This is a genomic window from Gluconobacter potus, assembly GCF_015244705.1.
Classification (GTDB): Bacteria; Pseudomonadota; Alphaproteobacteria; order Acetobacterales; family Acetobacteraceae; genus Gluconobacter; species Gluconobacter potus.
Genome location: NZ_JABCQF010000002.1, coordinates 95,648 through 115,999 on the forward strand (window position 1 = coordinate 95,648; position 20,352 = coordinate 115,999).

The 20,352-nt window shown below is 59.1% G+C and carries 10 protein-coding genes and 1 pseudogene; 5 read left to right on the plus strand and 6 right to left on the minus strand.

The window, feature by feature from the left end; all coding sequences use genetic code 11:
- The first annotated feature begins 82 nt into the window (after nucleotides 1-82).
- Together HKD31_RS04550 and HKD31_RS04555 are read left to right on the plus strand one after the other, a co-directional pair.
- On the plus strand, nucleotides 83-1,360 hold the full coding sequence (locus tag HKD31_RS04550) for an MFS transporter (RefSeq protein WP_194264384.1): 1,278 nt from the start codon (nucleotides 83-85) through the stop codon (nucleotides 1,358-1,360).
- Nucleotide 1,361: 1 nt separating this feature from the next.
- Complete coding sequence (locus tag HKD31_RS04555) at nucleotides 1,362-2,183, plus strand: IclR family transcriptional regulator (protein ID WP_062495006.1); 822 nt, start codon at nucleotides 1,362-1,364, stop codon at nucleotides 2,181-2,183.
- A 32-nt stretch (nucleotides 2,184-2,215) separates the two neighbouring features.
- Here HKD31_RS04555 and HKD31_RS04560 read toward each other — a convergent pair whose 3' ends face one another.
- The 3 genes from HKD31_RS04560 to HKD31_RS04570 are packed head-to-tail and all read right to left on the minus strand — an operon-like array spanning nucleotide 2,216 to nucleotide 5,852.
- Nucleotides 2,216-2,929 (minus strand): SDR family NAD(P)-dependent oxidoreductase, encoded by a 714-nt coding sequence (locus HKD31_RS04560; protein WP_194264383.1) that lies wholly within the window; start codon nucleotides 2,927-2,929, stop codon nucleotides 2,216-2,218.
- Nucleotides 2,930-2,951: 22 nt separating this feature from the next.
- Nucleotides 2,952-4,505 (minus strand): hydantoinase B/oxoprolinase family protein, encoded by a 1,554-nt coding sequence (locus tag HKD31_RS04565; RefSeq protein WP_194264382.1) that lies wholly within the window; start codon nucleotides 4,503-4,505, stop codon nucleotides 2,952-2,954.
- A gap of 51 nt (nucleotides 4,506-4,556) precedes the next feature.
- The gene (locus HKD31_RS04570) at nucleotides 4,557-5,852 is read right to left on the minus strand and encodes an NAD(P)/FAD-dependent oxidoreductase (RefSeq protein WP_194264381.1); all 1,296 of its coding nucleotides are present in this window, start codon (nucleotides 5,850-5,852) and stop codon (nucleotides 4,557-4,559) included.
- Between the two features lie 173 nt (nucleotides 5,853-6,025).
- On the opposite strand from HKD31_RS04570, the gene HKD31_RS04575 reads away from it, so the two are divergent.
- Nucleotides 6,026-8,086, plus strand: coding sequence for a hydantoinase/oxoprolinase family protein (locus HKD31_RS04575; protein WP_194264380.1), 2,061 nt, complete (start codon nucleotides 6,026-6,028; stop codon nucleotides 8,084-8,086).
- 65 nt (nucleotides 8,087-8,151) lie between these two features.
- On the opposite strand, the gene HKD31_RS04580 is transcribed toward HKD31_RS04575, so the two are convergent.
- A complete protein-coding gene (locus HKD31_RS04580; protein ID WP_194264379.1) occupies nucleotides 8,152-8,970 on the minus strand; it encodes an aldo/keto reductase in 819 nt (272 codons plus the stop codon).
- Nucleotides 8,971-9,126: 156 nt separating this feature from the next.
- Here HKD31_RS04580 and HKD31_RS04585 point away from each other — a divergent pair, with 156 nt between their 5' ends.
- Entirely contained in the window at nucleotides 9,127-9,549 is a 423-nt protein-coding gene (locus tag HKD31_RS04585; RefSeq protein WP_194264378.1) for a RidA family protein, read from the plus strand.
- A gap of 35 nt (nucleotides 9,550-9,584) precedes the next feature.
- On the opposite strand, the gene HKD31_RS04590 is transcribed toward HKD31_RS04585, so the two are convergent.
- Nucleotides 9,585-10,586 (minus strand): LysR family transcriptional regulator, encoded by a 1,002-nt coding sequence (locus tag HKD31_RS04590; RefSeq protein WP_081107218.1) that lies wholly within the window; start codon nucleotides 10,584-10,586, stop codon nucleotides 9,585-9,587.
- A 269-nt stretch (nucleotides 10,587-10,855) separates the two neighbouring features.
- On the opposite strand from HKD31_RS04590, the pseudogene HKD31_RS04595 reads away from it, so the two are divergent.
- Nucleotides 10,856-11,574 (plus strand): annotated as a pseudogene (locus HKD31_RS04595) (transposase); the annotation flags it as partial.
- A gap of 169 nt (nucleotides 11,575-11,743) precedes the next feature.
- On the opposite strand, the gene HKD31_RS04600 reads toward HKD31_RS04595, so the two are convergent.
- Nucleotides 11,744-20,266 (minus strand): GH36-type glycosyl hydrolase domain-containing protein, encoded by an 8,523-nt coding sequence (locus tag HKD31_RS04600; RefSeq protein ID WP_194264377.1) that lies wholly within the window; start codon nucleotides 20,264-20,266, stop codon nucleotides 11,744-11,746.
- Nucleotides 20,267-20,352: the final 86 nt, after the last annotated feature.

Below are 20,352 nucleotides of genomic sequence, written 5' to 3' on the forward strand. Positions count from 1 at the left end.
ATCAGGAAATTGCATACTGTTGTCACGAACGTTTCGGAAGGGAACCAACATGATGGGGGAACGACCGGGGAGGCAGGGAAGTTTGAGCGGAATTGACGCGGCCCTTGTCGATGAATTCGGGATGCGTCCTGTCCGGACGTCGTGGGGCGCTGGCTGGGTCATCCTTTTTGCCCTGGTGGCGCCGATCAATCTGCTTATGTCGCTGGACCGTCAGGCCATGACGCTGTCAGCGCCTCGGATACAGGCGGAATTCGGCTTCTCCCTCGTCCAGATTTCCATCATCATTGCCAGCGTATTGTGGACCTACGCGCTGCTTCAGCTTCCGGCCGGCGCCCTGGTAAACCGTTACGGTCCCAGGAAATGTCTGTTTGTCGGCTGTCTCGCCTGGTCTATCGCAACGATCCTGACGCCCATGGGCAGTTCGTTTGCCAGCTTCCTGCTGATCCGTCTTGCGATGGGGGTCGGACAGTCTCCTGACTGGTCTTCGAGCATCGTGACCATCAACAACTGGTTTCAGCCCCGTCGGCGGGCACGGGCGAACGCGGTTCTCTTGGGTTTTCTCTATCTGGGATCGGTGATCGGTGGTCCGATGCTGACGCAGATGACGGCACATTATTCCTGGAAACTCGGGTTTTACGTCTTTGGCGTGGGGGGCGTGATCTGGAGCTGCCTGTGGAGCATCTTCATGCGTGATCGGCCGGCGACGGAGGAGCCGACGGTCGAAGACATGAAGCCGGTGGCAGACCGTGTGCCCATGAAACGGTTTCTGCGCTCACGGCAGTTCTGGTTCATCGGCGTTCATTACATGTGCCTGCTGACCATCCAGTCCTTTTTCCTGACGCTGATGCCATTCTATCTCATGGATCACCGGCATCTTCAGTTCACGTCAATGGGATGGCTGTATTCCCTGCCATGGGCCTTCCTTTACGTTTCCGTGTTCCTGAGCGGCATGATCGCGGACGCTGTGCTCAGGCGGACGGGGTCCGTGTGGAAGGCCCGGACGCCTATGGGCATGATCGGGACGTTCTGTTGCGGTACGCTGGTTCTGGTTGGCGATCATGTACAGAATGTGACGGGTATGATCGTGATCTTCGGTCTTGCCCTGGGTTGTTCAGGACTCAGCCAGATTTCCATCTGGACCTCCGTTCAGGACCTTACGTCCGGACAGGCAGGGATTGTTGCCGGGTGGACGACATTCTGGGGAAATGCGGCCAGTGGTGTTGCGCCAATCGTCATGGTGTATATCGTCAGGATGACAGGAAGCTGGTCCATGGCACTTCTTCTGCCATTCATTGCGGGGATGATCGGTGCGGTCTGTTGTTCGGGCACGCATCCGGAACGCCCCATTGAAGGAATATAGCGTGGTGACATCGGTGTCGTTCGTCCAGGAGAGAGCAGCGACGCGGAAGACGCCGGTACAGGATGCTCCGGCTGCGAAGCAGGCGCAGTATTCCCAGAACTCCGATCGCGCGGCGCAGCTCCTCATGATTCTGAACGAACATGGGTCGCAGGGACTGGCGCTTGGCCGACTGGCCGAGCTTGTTTCAGCAGAAAAATCGGCTGTCCACCGGTCCCTGCAGGCGTTACGGAGGCATGGTCTGGTCGTGCAGGCGGCCCAGCGGGGACGCTATCGTCTTGGCCCGGCAGCTCTTGCGCTGGGACGGTTCAGGACAAGTCCCGTGGAGCGTATCCGGCAGTGGAAGCCCTATCTTGCTTTGCTGGGGCGGGAGTTCAGGGCTTCGGCGTTCCTGCTTGAGCGCACAGGTCTGGATGCGATCATTACCGACATGTACATCACCGATAGCCGTCTGCCCGTTCTGGGTCATGACGGGCTGGGGGGACGTCTGCCACTGGGTTACGGTATGGGAAGCACGGTCATTCTGGCGAATCAGGATCCGGACAATCAGATGGCGATCTTGCAGGCGAACGCATCGCGCTATCAGGAACTGAACGTTGACCTTGAGGCGTTGCAAGACCTCCTGAATCAGGTCCGTGAGGATGGGTACGATTCCCGACGCAACGCGGTGATCCAGGGCATATCGGGTATTTCCCTGCCGATCCTCGAGGGAGACGGGACATGTCGGGCGGCGGTGACCGTTGCCAAACCGACGGATGAACTGTCCGACCGCGAGGCCGGGCAGATCATCGAGAAAATCAGGAGTTATATCGAGTTCCTGTCCTGACGTTGGGACTCTGATCCTCCTTTGTCCTGCGATCAAGCCATGTCTTCATCCTGACAGGTGAAGCAGAGTTCAGAAACGCTGGCCGTATTGGGCAGGTCGAGCGCTGTTGTGACCATGACAGCGATATCGGCAGGCTGTGTCATGTCCTGCGGTGTCCAGCCTGCGATGTCCCGCGTCATGTCTGTGGCGACGAAGCTGGGGCATACCACGATGGAGCGGATTCCGCTGTCCCAGCCAGTGCGCCGGATTGCTGCGGCAAGGCCGGACGTGGCGAATTTCGTGATGGCATAAGTGCTCGATCGCGCGGATTTGACGCGCTTTCCCGACATGGATGACAGCAGTACGACTCGCCCCCGGCCACCAGCCGCAAGGGCGTCCCACGCCGCCCGGACCAGCCGTGTGGGGGAGCGGACGTTGATCTGGAACATGCGATCCAGATCGGCATCGTCGGTTTCAAGGATCGACCCAGGAATCATGATTCCTGCGGACAGGATGACGGTATCGATCCGGCCGAACACACGCATCGTTTCTGCCACCCAGGCCTCTTCCGAAGCCGGGTTCGCAGCATCATACGGACAGGTCAGATGGGGCGCCGTCAGCCAGCTTCCATCCACGTCCCGCATGCCGGCGCTGATGCGCCAGCCCTGATCTGCAAGACGTTCCGCAATGGCGCGGCCGATCCCCCGGGACGCGCCCGAGATCAGGGCAACGCGCCCGGAGGGAAGGGGAGAGCACTGTTCCGACATGATGTGATCTCCTTGTCCGGGGTCAGAGAACGTCCGGTGTTCCGTAGCCGCCCGCGCCGGGGGTTACGATTTCCACGATATCCGAGGGGGCGAGCGTGGCATTGCCACGGACCATCGGCGCCGTGCATTTCACCTGTGCCATACCACCCGGACCGCCGCCATTCAGTCCCCAGGGCGCCGTCGAGAGGCGGGACATGCTGGTGGAAACGTAACATTCCTCTTCTGCCCGGTAAACGCGACGCAGGCCCCGGCCACCGGTGAATTTACCCTTCCCCCCTGAGTCTTCGACCAGTTCGTATCGCAGCAGGGTCAGCGGGTATTCTGTTTCCAGTGCTTCGATGGGCAGGTTAGAAGTGTTGGTCAGATGGACCTGGACACCATCCAGACCATCCTTGTTATAGCGCGCACCGGACCCGCCGCCGATGGTCTCGAGATAGATCCAGAACTTGTTGCTGCCCTTGCGTGTTCCGCTGAAGGTTGCGGAGCCGACGCAGCCATTGGTCGCGGCAGTGATGCTTTCGGGGCAGACAGGGGCCAGTGCCGCCATGATGACATCAACGACACGCTGGCATGTCGAAATCCGTCCCATGACGGCGGCAGGAAGGGCGCAGCAGAGCAGGGTTCCGGATTCAGCCTCGACATGCAGGGGGCGGGCCAGACCGGCATTGGGCGGGATCGTCGGATCAACGATCGATTTTATGGCGTAATACACGGTGGCCAGCAGAGCCGAACGCGTCATGTTGAGATTGGCGCGGACCTGCGGCGGGCTCTGAAAGGCGAGTGTCATTTCATCGCCCGTAATCGTGATCCGGCAGCCGATTTCCATGATCTCGGGATGGTCGATGGTCTCGAACAGGTCGGAGGCCGTGTAGGTGCCATCCGGAATGGCTGCGATGCCGGCGCGCATCTTGCGTTCGGCATAATCCTGAAGGGTCAGACCTGCGCTGATCATGACATCAACGCCGTATTTCGTGCAGAGGCTCTTGAAACGGCTCACACCGAGCCGGTTTGCGGCCATCTGGGCGCGAAGGTCGGAGATCCGCTCGTCCGGCACCTGACAGTTCAGGAGGATCAGGTCCTGCACGTCCTGTTGCAGAACCCCCTGCTTGTAGAGCTTGATCGGCGGGATGCGAATGCCTTCCTGGAAGATATGGGCATCACCCCGATCGGCAAAATCCGAATGATGGGCCGTGTTGATGGCCCAGGCCACGAGCGCACCGTCCATGAAAATCGGTTCGGCCAGCACGATGTCGGGCAGATGCGTGCCGCCGCCTACGAAGGCATCATTGCCGATGAACACATCGCCCGGTTCGATCTGGGCTGTGGGATAACGGTCCATGACGAGGGGGATGAATTCGATGAACGACCCCAGATGCATCGGGATGTGTTCGGCCTGACACAGCGTGTAGCCGAACTGGTCGAACAGGGCGGTGGAGCAGTCCCGGCGTTCCTTGATGTTCGTTGAATAACTGGTGCGGACGAGAGCCTCGCCCATCTCTTCCACGACGGAAGCCAGTGCGCTTCCGATGATTTCGACGGTGACAGGATCGAGGGCGATGCGCTGGAAAGAGGTCATGATGCAGGATCTCCGATGCGTCGTCAGGGTAGTGAGAGAAGACAGGAAAGGTTAGCCAAAACGCGTGAAACTGAAGGGGGCCGGATCAACAGAGGTTGTCACGTTCCGGACAATCTCAGACAACAGCTTTCCGGCACCTGGTCCGATACCGAAGCCATGACCGGAGAAACCCACGCCCAGAACCAGCCCCGGAATTTTTTCGGCACGGTCGATGATGGGCACGGCATCCGGCGTGACGTCGATCATCCCACCCCATCGTTCCACTTCACGCATGGTGCGGAAGGGCGGAAAATCGCGTTTGATGATCCGTGCGGCTTCTTCCAGCAGGCCGTGCGACGGCTCGGGGTCCAGAGTGCGGATCTTTTCGAAAGGCGTGACACTGTCGGGTGTCCAGCGACGCTCCATTCTCCATTCGTCCAGAAATGCGCGGCTCAGACGCAGGCGCAGCTCCTTGTGATTCTTTAGATAGGAGCCGGCAAACTGGCGCAGCTGACGGAAGGAATCCGGGGTAATTTCCGATACGCTCGCGTTCCGGCGACTGATATTGTAGCCGCCCTGAATGTTGCGCCGGAAGGCAAAGTCGCTGCCGCCCACCGTTTCTTCCGGAGCGCCTTCCACATTGTCCACGCGCATGACGCTGCCGAGCACATTGAGCGAGGGAAGGTTGATGCCTTCATTCCCCCCGAAAAGCCGCGACCATGCGCCGCCGGCGAGGACGACAGTGCTGCATCTGATGCGGCCACGTTCGGTGACGACGCCCGAGATCCGACCGCCCTGCCGATCCAAGGCGCGGACGGCGCAATGCGTCAGAATTGCCGCGCCGTGCTCCCGCGCGGCTTCGGCGACAGCCGATGCAGCCATTGTCGGCTCAGCCCGGCCGTCCGTTGCGCAGAAGAGACCCCCCTGGAAGGCGCGCTGTGATCCCGCTGCCATCTCGGCCGTCCGGGCACCATCCATGAGTGTTGTCTGGATCTGGTACCGATCGGCGATATCTTTCCAGTTCCGGAATTCGTCCAGCTGCTTTTCGTTATCGCAGGCATAGAGGATGCCGCACTGGCGGAAGCCGGTTTCGCGTCCGGTCAGTCTGTTCATCTCGCGCCAGAGATTGAGACTGCTCATTCCCAGAGGGAGTTCACGTTCGTCGCGTCCCATGACGCGCGTCCAGCCCCAGTTGCGGCTCGACTGCTCGCCGCCGATAACACCTTTTTCGCAGAGCGCGACGGAAACGCCCGCACGTGCCAGGAAAAAGGCGGTCGTCACGCCGATAATGCCGCCGCCAATCACGACGACATCGACCGTTTCGGGCAGGTTTTCATCCGATTTTACGGGAATGACCTTCGGCGCCATCTTTTTTCGTCCTCGAACTGAAAACAGTGTCGTTTTTTATCGATGACAAGACGTGCCATGACTCTTTGCGGCGTGTCTTGGCATAGCTGTTATTTCAAAACGGCTCTTATTCCGCGCCGAAAGAGATGGGTATCGTGAACAGATCACGACGCAATCAATGAGCGGAGCGGAAAATGGCGTGGAGACTTGGTGTCGATTCTGGTGGAACGTTCTGTGACATCTGTCTTTATGATACGGAATCGAAAAGGTTTGCGATCTGGAAAGTCTCTTCGACGCCGGATGATCCGTCACGCGGAATTCTGACCGGTATCACCGAAGGACTGAAAACGGTTTCGGCCGAAACCTCGGATATCAGTTTTCTGGGCCATGGGACGACTGTCGGCACGAATGCGCTCATCCAGCACAAGGGCGCGCTGACGGGGTTCATTACCACGGATGGCTTTCGTGATCTTCTGGAGATTGGCCGCCAGCAGCGTCCGAGCCTCTATGATACGCAGGAAGACAAGCCGGAAACCCTGGTGGCTCAGGCCCTGCGGTTCGAGGTGCCGGAACGGGTGCGGCACGATGGCACGGTGGAAGTCGCGCTTGATGAGGAAAGTGTGCGCGACGCGGCACGGGCCCTGAAAAAAGCCGGCGTCAAGGCGGTGGCGATCGGCTTTCTGTATGCATTCATAAAGCCGGAGCATGAGCGCCGCGCCTATGAGATCGTTCGGGAGGAGTTTCCCGAGGCCTTTACCTGCGCAAGCTATCAGGTCGCCCCTGAGTTCCGTGAATATGAGCGCTTCTCGACGACGGCGGTGAACGCTTATCTCGGCCCGGTCATGGAAGTCTATATTGCCCGTCTGGGGGCACGTCTTCTGGAGCTGGGTCTCTCGGTTGCGCCCCGGATTACGCAGTCCAATGGTGGTGTCATCAGTTTCGATCTGGCGCGCGCCCTGCCGGTGCGAACGGTTCTTTCGGGGCCGTCCACCGGTGTTGTCGCGGCGCAGGCCATCGGACGGGTCATCGGCATCCCCAACATCATCACCTTTGACATGGGGGGAACCAGCACGGACGTTGCGCTGCTGAAGGATGGCACCTGCCGTCTGACCGGTGAAGCGGAAGTGCATGGCTATCCCGTCAAGGCGCCTATGCTGGATATCCATACGGTCGGTGCAGGGGGCGGTTCGCTGGCCTATCGCGACAATGGCGGCCTGCTGAAGGTTGGTCCCCAGAGCTGCGGCGCTTTTCCTGGACCCGTCTGCTACGATCAGGGCAACCTCACACCCTCCACAACCGACGCCAACGTCGCATTGCAGACCCTCAATCCGGAATTTCTGCTGGGCGGCCGTATGGCGATCCGGCGGGATCTGACCATGGAGCGCATTGGTCTTCTGGCCGGAGAGCTCGGCATGGACGTGATGGCGACGGCGCAGGGCATCATCTCTGTCGTGACCGCCAACATGGCACGTGCCGTGCGTGTCATCAGCGTGCAGAAGGGCCATGATCCGCGTGACTATGCCCTGATGGCGCTTGGTGGAGCAGGGCCGCTGCACGCCGTGCGTCTGGCGCAGGAGCTGGACATGAAGCGTGTCATTATCCCCCTGACACCAGGGGTGATGTGCGCACTTGGCCTGCTGCTGACAGATCTGCGGGCGGATTTCTCCAGTACGCAGATTATGGTCGCGCATCCGGGCATGTACACCGATATCGTGTCGATCTTCCGGGACCTGCTGAAACAGGCCAACCACTGGTTTGCTCAGGAAAATGTCCGTGAGGAAGATCGCGGACTCAGGATGAGCGCGGATATGCGCTATGTCGGGCAGAATTACGAACTCGCGGTGGACATGCCGGTTTCGATTGATGCCATGAATGATGAGAGTGTGACCGACATGGTCCGCAGCTTCATCGCAACGCATGAAGCGCAATACGGCTTTGCCTCACAGACGGACCCTGTTCAGTTCGTGACATTCCGTATCGAGGCGACAGGCAAGGTGGAAAAAGCCGCATTCACGGCACATCCGGATGCCGGACCTGATGCGCAGTCCGCCATTACAGGCGCGCGCGACGTGTGGTTTCCTGAGACGGAAGGCTTTGTGTCATGCCCGATCTATGAACGCAGTCTGCTCAGGAGTGGGAATGAGGTCGCCGGGCCGGCGATCATCGAACAGATGGATGCGACGACAGTATTGCCGCCGGGAACGCGCGCCATCGTCGAGCCACATCTCAATCTCATTGTTGAAACGGGGCGTTAAGTCCTGCTTCAACACGTGGTTGAGAGGTCCTCTCCGGGCTTGCTTCCGGAGAGGACCTGAAGGCTTCAGAAATCTGCTGTCAGAGGGTCAGGACCGATGCGGCCGTCGGGACGGTCCATCGTCGCGATCTGCGCCATATCATCCGCGTCGAGTGTGAAATCGAAAACGGCGATGTTCTCGGCGATTCTGGAGGGCGTGACTGATTTCGGGATCACGATCAGGCCGCTCTGAAGGTGCCAGCGGATGATGACCTGCGCCGGAGATTTGCCGTGCTTCTCCGCGATTTTCCCGATGATCGGACTGTTCAGCGTGCGCCCCTGTCCAAGCGGGCTCCAGGACTGGGTATGGATGCCTTTTGAGGCGTGAAAGGCCCGCAGGCTGTGCTGCTGGAATTCGGGATGGAGTTCGATCTGGTTGAGCGCCGGGGTGACACCCGTTTCCCCGATGATCCGTTCAAGATGGGTTTGCGTGAAATTCGAGACACCAATCGCGCGAACGCGGCCTTCGTCCCGCAGACGGATCATGGCCTTCCAGCTTTCGACGTAGAGATCGAGGCGTGGTGCCGGCCAGTGGATGAGGTAGAGATCAACTGATGTCCGGCCCAGCTTGCGGCTGCTCACGTCGAAGGCGCGGAGGGTTTTGTCGAAGCCCTGATCCGTATTCCAGAGCTTGGTTGTGAGGAAAATTTCGGGATGTCCTTCCAGGCCCGTTCCGACGCCTTCTTCATTGCCATAGATCGCGGCGGTATCGACGGCGCGATAACCGGCAGCAAGCGCGCATTTCACGACATCCGCCGTCTGATCGACGGGAGTCTGCCAGACACCCAGCCCCAACTGGGGCATATCGATGTCCCGGCCCAGGGAAATAATGGGTTGTTCGGTCATGATGTGGATTCCTGTGCTGAAAGGTCCAGCCCGTGTTGTTCCATGGCGCTGGAAGAGGACCAAGGCGGTTTTATGTATAGCTGTTATGGAAGGAAAAAAACGCTGCGATGAGCAATACTTTTTGATGAGATCTCTTCCTTTCTCGGAGAAAGACAGATGCCGGATATCATCAAGGTCAAATCAGGAAGCATGTACGAAGAGCGCAACAGCTATTCGCGACTGGTGGCAGTCGGTGACATGCTTTTCGTCGCCAATACGGCAGGTGTTGATTACAGAACGCGGGAAATCTCGCCTGACGTCGCGGTCCAGGCCCGGCGTGCGCTTCAGACGATCGAGGGGGCACTGAATGCGGTGGGATCGTCTCTCGCCGATGTGGTGCGAATCATCACCCATGTTCCGGATCGTGCGAACATGGCTCCCGTGGCTCTGGTTCTGGGAGAGGTTTTCAAGGGGATTGATCCGGCCGCGACAATGGCCTGCACACCTCTGGCGCGCGATGATTTGAAGGTGGAATTTGAAGTCACGGCAATCCGCGGTGTTTCGAAACAGCCGCAGGAATATCTCAGGATTTCGGTCTGACGGCAGGAGGGGGAGGCCATTCGTCCTGAATGGCCTCAGAGAACGATCTCTTCCGCTGCCTGTAAAGCACCATTCAGGGAAGACGCCGGGATGGCCCGTATGTTTGGCTGTGTGTTCCCGGGAAGTTGGGGCCAGAGAAAATCGTCCCGAACAGTTTCGATCATTTTCTTGATCTGGGTGACAAGTCCGGCGTTGACCGGGCGGCTCTGGGACGCTGCGAGTGCGATGGTGCGGTAGAGTGCGGGTTTCGTGATCAGTCGGCACCGAAAATAGCCGGAGAGAATTTCGCGTTTCAGAGATGCTGCCGGCAGAAGGGTCGCTGCCATGCCGGATGAAACCACCTGGAGCATGGAAGAATAGGAATCACATTCGCATTGTACAGTCAGATCAAGCGCATTCCGGTTGGCCCATGTGGTGACGATCTGCCGCAGGCCATGGCGTTTCCCAGGTAAAACTAGCGGGATTCTGGCCAGTTCAGCGGCCTCGATCGTCGCATTGATGTCTGATGTTTCCAGCCCGGCAGGACAAGCCTCAATGAGATAAAGGGGTTGCGAAAGCACGGCTTCCAGATTGGGATGAGCAAGTCCTGGCGCATCGTAAAGCAGCGCGACATTCAGCGAACCGGCATTCAGGCTGTTCAGCAGATCGCCGTTACAGCCGTCGAGAAAGCGGAGTTCGGCATCCGCATGGGCGTCGCGCAGGGCACGGGCGAGGGGGGGGAGCAGAATGGCGCTGACGCTCGCAGGCATTCCGATGGCAGCAGAGTCCAGGTGGTCCGGTGAAAGGTGGCGAATCTGGTTCTGTGCTTCCTGGATCTGGCGAATGATCGTGGCGCCAAGCTGCTTGAGGCGTTCCCCCGCCTGCGTCATGACGACGCCTCGACCATTTCGATAAAGAAGCGGAACTCGCAGTTCAGTCTCCAGCTCACGAATATGACGGCTGAGCACTGGTTGAGGGCGCCCTAACTGAACAGACGCACGAGAGAATGACCCACATTCCGCTACAGAAATGAAATATTCGAGATCCCTGACATTCATCGCTCAACCTTTCTCGTACGGCCTTGTGCCGGATGACGACTTGGAAATGCTGAACCGACCGCAATCGGAAGCGGTGAACCCGGGGTCCCGCTCTTATATTGAGGCAAATATATGATACGAATGTCAAACCATATTCTGTCTTATGAGACAAAAAAATATATATTCCAAATATCACAACAAATGATTCGTAACTAATTTTATTATTTGTCAAAAGGATTGGCTGTAGATGGAGGAAGCAGGCCTTTCGGGGCTAGGACCTTCTGCCGCCTGAGCGTGGCCGCTGGTCCCGGCCAGCACAGGATAACCGTCTGTTTCTCAACGGAATGCTTTATGTGCTGCGCGTCGGTTGCCCGTGGCGGGACATGCATGAGCGCTACGGAAAATGGAACTCGGTCTATGTCCGGTTCCGTCGATGGGCAGAGCAGGGTGTCTGGGACGCCCTGCTGGAAACGCTGGTCGAACTTGGCCTGACCGATGACTGGCAGCACATGATCGACAGCCCGGTCGTTCGGGCTCACAGCCAGGCTGCTGGCGCAAAAGGGGGACACATAAGGAAGGCTTTGGTCGAAGCCGCGGCAGCTTTACGAGCAAGATCCACGCCCGCGCTGACGGTCAGGGACGCCCTCTTGGCTTTGAACTGACGGGCGGTGAAATTTCTGACTACTCCGGCGCTGATGCCCTGATGGACCTGTCGGTCGTGACACCGCGCCGACTTCTGGCCGATAGGGGATATGATAGTGACAGGATACGGGAGAACCTGCTTTTTCGAGGCATTCTTCCTGTCATCCCGCCGCGTTCAAAGCGCACAGAGGATATCCCCTGCGACTTCCGTCGCTATCGGGATCGCAACCGTATCGAGCGGATGTTCAACAAGCTGAAGCAGTTTCGCCGTATCGCCACACGCTATGACAAGACAAGAAAATCGTTCTTCGCCCTTCTTAACCCCGCAGTCGTAAAACTGTGGCTACCGTCCTTTGTCAACAGAACCTAGGCATTTGAACTGCCCGACGATGCTCTCACGCATTACAGCGTTCATCCGCTCTGGGCGAAATCTACTGCCCCCGTAGCCCTGGATGCCGATACTCCCGTCGTGATCCGCTTTGCGTCCTTTGAAGTCATGACTCTTGAGCTCACTTTCTGATCTCGTTTCCAAATCGTTATGAACCTGCCGGATCGAGACCTTTCGATCCTTTGATTACGACATTTACACGATGGGTCAGGCCGTCATTTTCCATATCGATCGGCCGGGTTAATGCAACGAGCGCATCGTCAACCTGCATGAAGAGATCTCCCTGGCAGACATGGTCGGGGTTTTCTATCCGGATGTGATATTCTGACGTTTTCCAGCGCAGGCGCACTTCATATGCGGGCCATCCCGCAGGAATGCGCGGGTTCATCAACAGCTGGTTTTTTTCAATCTGTATCCCCAGCAACGTCTCAACTCCGATGCGCTGCATCCATCCTGCCGATCCTGTGTACCAGGACCAGCCACCCCGCCCGACATGCGGGCTGGAAGAGTAAACATCTGCAACAACCGCATAGGGTTCGACCTTGTAACGGTCTGCCGCCTCCCGATCGCGGGAATGATGAATCGGATTGAGTGTCGAGAACATCTCATGCGCTGCATCGCCCTCTCCGAGCAGAGCGGTCGCCATAACCGTCCAGAGGGCCGCGTGCGTGTACTGGCCGCCATTTTCCCGAATGCCGGGCGGGTAGCCTCGGATATAGCCGGGGTCCGGCTCTGAAACATTGAACGGGGGCGTCAGGACCATGATGATCTCTTGTTTCAGATCAACAAGCTGTTCCTGAACGGATCGCATGGCCTGCCGCGCACGATCGGGAGAGCCTGCCGCTGAAATCACGGCCCATGACTGGGCAATGGCATCGATGCGCCCTTCACTGTTGGCGTGACTGCCCAGAGGGCTTCCGTCATCGAAATACGCCCGCAGATACCACGCACCATCCCACGCGGCTTCCAGAGCGGTTTCAAGCTCCGCCATAACGCGGGTCCACTTCTCGACATGTTCAGTGTCCTGTCGTGCGCGGGCAAGGGGAAGGAACGCTGACAATGCCGCATGCGTGAACCATCCCAGCCAGATGCTTTCCCCTTTTCCGGCTTCGCCAACACGGTTCATGCCGTCATTCCAGTCGCCGGTTCCCATCAGCGGAAGGCCATGGGCACCTCTCTGCAGACTATGATCGAGCGCAAGAATGCAGTGCGTATAAAGAGAGGCCGTATCGTCCGTAACTTCCGGCTGGAGAAAGCGCTCATGCTCCCCATCCGCCAGGACAGGCGCGCTGAGGAAGGGTATTTCCTCATCCAGCACCGCCGCATCCCCACTGACACGGACATATTGCGCGACGGTATAGGCGAGCCAGGCACAGTCATCCGAAATCCTCGTGCGAACACCATTCCCCTTCTGGGGGAGCCACCAGTGTTGCACGTCTCCTTCCGGAAACTGCCGGGATGCCGCCCGGAGCAGATGCTCCCGGACCAGCTGCGGAGCCGCCAGAACGAGAGACATTCCGTCCTGCAACTGATCCCGGAATCCATAGGCGCCACTGGCCTGATAGAAACCCGCCCGGGCCCAGATACGGCTGGACAGGGACTGATACAGCAGCCAGCCATTGAGCATGATATCCATGGCGCGGTCCGGCGTCTGGACCTGCACGGTTTTCGTGATCGTCTCCCATCTGCGATGGACAGCCTCCAGAACGGCATCGAGATCTGCCGCTCTGTACTGCCGGATTAGCTGGCGGGCGTGTTCGGCATTCCGTCCCTGACCCAGCAGGAAAAGGATTTCGGCGCTTTCCCCGGCTTCAAGCGTGACGACAGTCTGCAATGCGGCACAGGGATCAACGCCGGCCCCGATAATGCCCTCAAGCGGTCCACCCCGGATAATGGCTCTGGGGGCGGAAAGGGTGCCGTTCGGACCAATGAACGTGCACCGGTCATCTGTGCTGGACGTCTGCTGACCGGCCAGATCCGCAAAGGCGACCTGCTCGCCAAACGTCTCGCCCCATCTGTTCCTGACGAACAGCGCGCTGGATTCCGGGTCCTGCTCCGTGAAAACAAAGGGTGCCGTTGTGCTGCGGGACTGTCCGAGCACCCATTCGGTATAGGTCGTGACCCTCAGGGTCCGGGCGCGCGAGGATGTATTGGTCAGTTTCAGTCTGGAAATCCGGATGGGATCTTCAGGCGGCACATAGTGCAGCAGGCTCGAGACAATTTCGTTGGCGTTGCGCTCGAACCGGCTGTATCCGCGCCCGTGCCGGCAGACATAAACGGCATTGTCGTCCGGGCATACGGCGGCCACCGGGGACCAGAACTGCCGGCTCTCCTCATCGCACAGGTAAAACGCCTCTCCGGTCGGGTTGACGACCGGATCATTGGACCAGGGGGTCAGCTGGTTCTCCTTGCTGTTTTCGGACCAGGTATAACCGCTGCCTTCCGCAGAGACCTGAAAACCGAAATGAGGGCTGGAAACGACATTGACCCAGGGCGCAGGAGTGCGGGTCCTGCCCCGGATGATGACGGCATATTCCTGCCCGTCAGACGTAAAGCCACCATATCCGTTCGCCAGTTCCAACACAGGCAGTTCAGGCGTTTCCTGTGCTCCGTGGTAGGGACGGCAGGGACGCTGGACGGCCTGCACGGCTTTCGAGCGCTGCTTCATTTCGAGCCGGGTGATCTGATGTTGCAGGTTCCCACCCTTGCCCGTCAGAACGACGCAGGCCACCGAGAACAGAAGCTCCCTGACCGTTTCCGGCATGAGCGTCCCACGCAGGAGACGCACGCTTCCCGGCTGCCCGGAAGAGCGGACCAGGGCTTCAAGAGCGTGCTGCAGATCCTGCGCATAAGACGCCGAATGGTCGTTCAGAATAACGAGATCAAAAGCCAGCCCCTTGAAGCTCAGATAGTCATGGGCCGTGAGAATGCTTCGCGCGAGGTCGAAATCCTCGCTTTCGGCAATGACCAGCAGCAGGATCGGCAGATCGCCGGAAATTCCCTGTCCCCACAGATCCGCCTGTTTGCCCGCCCCGCGTTTGATGCGGGCAGCCGATGCGCGCAGGGCCGGTCCCGGAAACAGGAGATATCCCGCAAGCTGCTGGAACAAATCCGCTTGGACGGGCTGGATGTCGAGATGCCGCAGATGAACCTGGGCATGCGTCCAGGCAAGGGTCAGCGCACGATCGAGATCCGCGTCATTCTGATGGCGCACGATGCTCTGCATGAGGGCTTCGCGGGTTGAGGCCACGATCGTCCAGAATGAAACATGCCGCGTGGAACGCGCAGGAAGTGTCAGCTTGCAGCGTGCGGAGAAAACAGGATCCAGAACCGTTCCGGTTGATCCCGAAAGCGGCCCGGTCCCCGTAACGGCAATCGGATCCCGCAGATCCCGGCCACGCCCGATGAACCGCGAGCGATCGGTTTCAATCGAAAGCTCGCTGCCGCCCACAACCAGATGCGCGGCCCAGATCTCCGGATCGGACGGATTTCTTTTGCGCCGCGTGGCAATGATCGCCTTGCAGGCGGGAAGATATTCCGTCTGCACAAACATCTTGGCAAAGGCCGGATGGCTGATGTCCATCCCCGGCGGGCACAGGGCGAGTTCCACATAGGACGTGACATAAACTTCCACTGCGGCCGTGCCGGAATTCCGGACCGAGATGCGACGAAGCTCGGCGTCGTCCTCGGCCGAAACGAGGACTTCCAGCGTCGTCGTCAGCCTGTTGTCCTGCCGCGTATAGGTCGCGCGATCTTCCAGGAACTCGATATCGCAGCTTTCGGCTTCAACGCCGGAAGGCTGTAACCCCGCCGTCCAGACGTGAGGGCTCCCGGCGCGCTGGAGGTAGATATAGCTCCCCCAGTTATCGAGAGTGGAATCCCGGCGCCATCGCGTCACCGCCTGATCCCCCCATTTGCTGTACCCGGACCCGGCTGCCGTCAGCATCACGCTGTAACGCCCGTTTGAAAGAAGATGCGTGACAGGCGTGTTCGTATCGGCCGTGCGAAGATGACGTCCGCCGGACTGCAACTGGATGGTCAGCGCAGCAGGCGCGGTCTCTTCTTCTTTCAGCGGTGTCGTAATGACGCCGCCTGTTGGCGCGCGCTCCTGAAGCAGCAGCTCCGTCGCCCCGATCATGGGCTCCGCATGAAAGCGGGAGCGCATAAGCCCTTTCAGGACCGTATCCGCTATGGCGAGGATGGACATGCCCTGATGATGGGCCATGTAGGAATGAATGACCGCAACGGTCTGGTTCGGCTGCAGCCGCGCTTTCGTATAGTCCAGCGCCTCATAAAATCCGTAGCTCCCCTGCGCTCCGGCAGCCTGCAGGGCCTTGAAGTTCTCCGTGGCCAGATGCGCATCCACCATGGTGGCCAGCGCCGTGGCATAAGGCGCAATGACCAGATTCTGCGCCAGCCCCCGTTTCATCCCAAGGCCCGGAACACCAAAATCGGAATACTGGTAATTATAATCCAGATCCCGCGCATTATAGGCGGATTCCGAAATCCCCCAGGGCACACCGCAGAACTGCCCGTATTCGATCTGACGCCGGACAATCTGCCGGCTCGTCTCTTCCAGAAGGCTGTCAAAAGGCGCGGCCATGATCAGGGACGGCATGAGGTATTCGAACATGGACCCCGACCACGAGACCAGAGCCTCTCCATGCGCCACAGTGGCCAGTGGCCGTCCCAGACGGAACCATTCCCAGGCCGGAATGTCGCCTTTCGCGATGGCAAAGAAGACAGCAAGCCGGGCTTCCGACGCCAGCAGGTCGTAGCAGTTCTCATCCAGCGTGCCCTCATTGACGACATAGCCGATGGAAAGCAGCTTTCGATCGGTGTTCCGGAGAAAGCCGAACTCCATCTCCAGCGCCATGTTTCTCGCGCTCTGTGCAATCCTGTGGAGTTCGTCATGGAGCAGGGGACTGCTTTCGAGATCCTTGCGTTCACTCTGGATGCAGTCCTGCGCCGCATGCAGCCAGAAAAGAAGGTTCTCCGCACCCGTGGCAGAGATGTCCTGCCCTGCGCGTCCTGCCGTGGCCCGCCTGTGCAGGAGATGCACAAGTTCTTCGGCCTGACCGACCAGCATCTGCACCCTGTAGGCGAGCGTGAGCTGGCTGGCATGGCCGTCCTTCATGTCCTGAAGAACAGTCTCTATGAGCTGCGCGAGTTCCGAGGAACGGAAGACATCGCTGCCCGATGTGGCCTGTTCGAGTGCGAGGTTCAGGGCGTCACGCACACCCTCCCGCCAGGTGTCGGATTTCCGGCCTTTCTGGATCCATTCTTCGCAGGCGCAGGCCAGCGTGATCAGATGGCCGGCCAGATTGCCACTATCGACGGTGGACACATAAACGGGCGGCAGCGGGGAAAGATCGGCAGTACTGTACCAGTTATAGAAATGTCCCCTGAACCGTGGAAGCTGCGCCATGGTCCCGAGCGTGGCGCTCAGACGCGATGTGGCATCCGCCACGCCGATCCAGCCGAAATCGCAGGCCGCAACAACGGACAGAAGATAAAGCCCCATATTGGTCGGGGATGTCCGGTGCGCGACGAGCGGGGCAGGGGTCTCCTGGAAATTGTCTGGCGGCAGCATGTGATCGGCGGCAGAGACGAATGTCTCGAAATACCGCCATGTGCGCCGGGCCTGCATGCGCATGAAAACGGTCTCGGCCTCGGTCGCCTCAAGCCTGCGGGCGGAAGCGCGGTACTGGCTGGCTTTCCACGCAATCGCCGGCGACAGGCACCAGGCCAGCGCAAAAGGCAGAATGACGAGCCAGACCCAGGGAGCCGATACAACCATGACGCCTGCTGTCAGCAGGCCGATCAGGACGGCTCCACTCATCTGGCGGAAATAGCCCTGGATCTGCTCGCGCGGCGCTTCGGCTGCCTGGGCTGCCGTAACCCATTGCAGAAGATGCTTGCGGGTCACGAAAACGCGGGCCAGTGTCCGGCTGATTGCATCGCCCGCAAGGCAGGCCTGATCGGCCAGAAACGCGAAGCACAGCGCCGTGGTCAGGGCCGTGCGCTGAAGATCGACCGTCAGAAGGGAAAAATAGCTGCGGAACGTCTCCCCGCGTCTGCGCCGGATAATATCCACCAGAAGCGGCAGGGAAGCCGGAATGACGAGGGTCGAGACAATGCACAGGCTCCACACCAGGGCATTATGAAACCCGAGGAACCAGCCTGCGAAGAGCGCTCCGATGGCCATGGGGGCCGAAAGGCTGCGGCGCAGATTGTCCAGCATCTTCCAGCGCGCAATTCCCGTGAGTGGGTTGGTTTTGATCCGGATGGTCGGCAAACGGCCCATCCATGAGAAAATCCACGGCAGAAGCTGCCAGTCCCCGCGGACCCAGCGGTTGAGGCGCGTAACCGAAACCAGATAATCGGTTGGATATTCCTCGATGACCTCGATATCCGTCACCAGACCGGCCCGGGCAAAAACGCCTTCGAACAGATCGTGGCTCAGGAGCGTCCCATCGGGAACGCGCCCCGCCAGTGCCGCTTCGAACGTGTCGATCTCGTAAATGCCTTTTCCGGCAAAGGACCCCTCGGCAAACATGTCCTGATACAGGTCGGAGACGGCCGCCGTGTAAGGCTCTATCCCGTTGGGGCTTGAGAAAACCCTCTGGAACAGGGTGCTCTGCCGTGCTTCCGGCAGAGAGGGCGTGACACGCGGCTGAAGAACCGCATAGCCCTCCGTGACGCGCCCTTCGTTCGGATCGAACTGCGCATTATTGAGTGGATGGGCGATTTTCCCGACGAGACGCCTGACAACCTCATGCGGCAGCCGTGTGTCGGAATCTACCGTCACGACATATCGGACATCCTGCGGAATATTCTGCCCGGACAGGCTGAAAAAACTGGTATCCGTCGCGCCGCGGAGCAGCCGGTTCAGTTCATGTAGCTTGCCGCGCTTGCGCTCCCACCCGATCCATTTCTCTTCGCTGGCACTCCACTGCCGCCTGCGATGCAGGAGCAGAAATCGCGTCCCCGCAGGACCCGCGCCATAAGTCTGGTTCAGGCGGGCGACTTCCCGCCTCGCCACTGCCAGCAGGTCCTGATCACCTTTCCGGCTTTCCGTGGATGAGTCCGTCCAGTCCGTCAGAAGGGCGAAATAGATCTCGCCATCCCGGCTGGAAAGATAATGCTTCTCCAGGCGGTTCACCATTTCCAGAATGGAGGAACGCTTCGTCAGAAGGGTCGGGACGACAACCATGGTCCGCAGATTCGCGGGAACGCCGTCCTTGAGTTCCAGCGCAGGAAGTTCCGAGACCCTGATGGCCCACATCAGGAAGCGGTTCACACCCGCCACAACGGCATCCGTGGCTGGAATAAAGCCCAGAACAATCAGCGCGCACGCCGCCCGGCCCGACAGGTTGCCGTTCATGATGGACAGGAAGGCTGACAGCAGAAGAAGCGTCAGTAACGTAACGCCCAGGCTGTATCCCGTGATGCCGAGCCGACGGCAGATCTGCCCGATCTGGACCCTCAGCGGGGCGCGGAATTTCAGTTCCGCTTCAAAGCCTGGTCGTCCTTCCGCCAGAAGGTAATAACCCGGATCGGCGCGGCGCGGATCGGGATTTTCCTCATTGGCCGCCATCGCGGCAAGGGCCGTCACCCTGTTCGCAATGTCACATTCCGCATGCCCGGACCCTTTCGCCAGGGCCTCGATGGCCTTGCTGTACAGGTTCCGGGTCGCAGGATCCATGTCCGAAAAGCCGGCATGACGATATAGGATCTGGCTGACCGCGCTGATGCTTTCAAAAATACTGCTCCAGTCCAGCGTGGTGATCAGCCGCATGCTTGTGATGATGTTGCGGATGGTCGCATTCAGGGCGCTCTGTTCCTGCAACTCTTCATGAACGATCTGCTCCAGAGTTGTCCCTTTTTCCTGCAATATCCCTTCCAGCCACAGGAAAGCCGGGTCTTTCTGCGGGTCGTGCCCCTTCAGGCGATGCGCGAACTGGACAAGAAACGCCGGGCCAAGTGTCTGCGTGTTGATTCTGGAAAGGGCTTTAAGAATTTTCGTATTGCTGGCCTGGGCATCAAGGAACACTGTATTGGCAAGCGCATTGGCCGCCTTCTGTTCCTGAAGATTCTGGCAGATCTTGTCCGCCACCCGCCGGAGATTCTCGATCAGGACGATCTTGATCTGGGTCGGAATGGCCCAGAGCTCCCTGATCAGCAGAGGCCTGCGGTCCTGATAGGCGCGCAGGAACTGGCAGAGTGTCTTCGGCTCGATATGGCTGTCCGTATGCGCCACGAGAGCCCAGGCGATCTCGAAAACCCTTGGCAGACCGGCAAAAGGCCCGCTGGAAAGCTCGGGAAGGTCTTTGTAATATCCCGGTGGAAGATCAAACCGGATGGTCTGTATCTGTGCGTCCATCAGGTAATAATTATCAATCAGCCACCCGCCTGCCGGAGTAATCTGCTCACCATTTTCAGAGGCCTGAGATAAAAGGATGTTAGCCTCAAGAAGAACCCTGGCATTGTCATTCAGCCGGTTCGGTAAAATGTTGTTCTGCGTGGCGAGCAGAATATCGCCATGAATTTCCGCCAGGCTCTGGGAATGCTGCAGAAGCCGGTCTTCACTGAAAAGATCAGAGCGGATGATCTTTCCGGAATGAATCCGAAACGAATCCCGGGAATTTTTTCCGAAAAACTTGGCCATATCTGCAGGTCCTTGAGGTAGGAAGCATCGGAGAACGGGTAGGCTGTATTTTCTGTGATTTTCGGAAAATAAAATTCGGATCTATT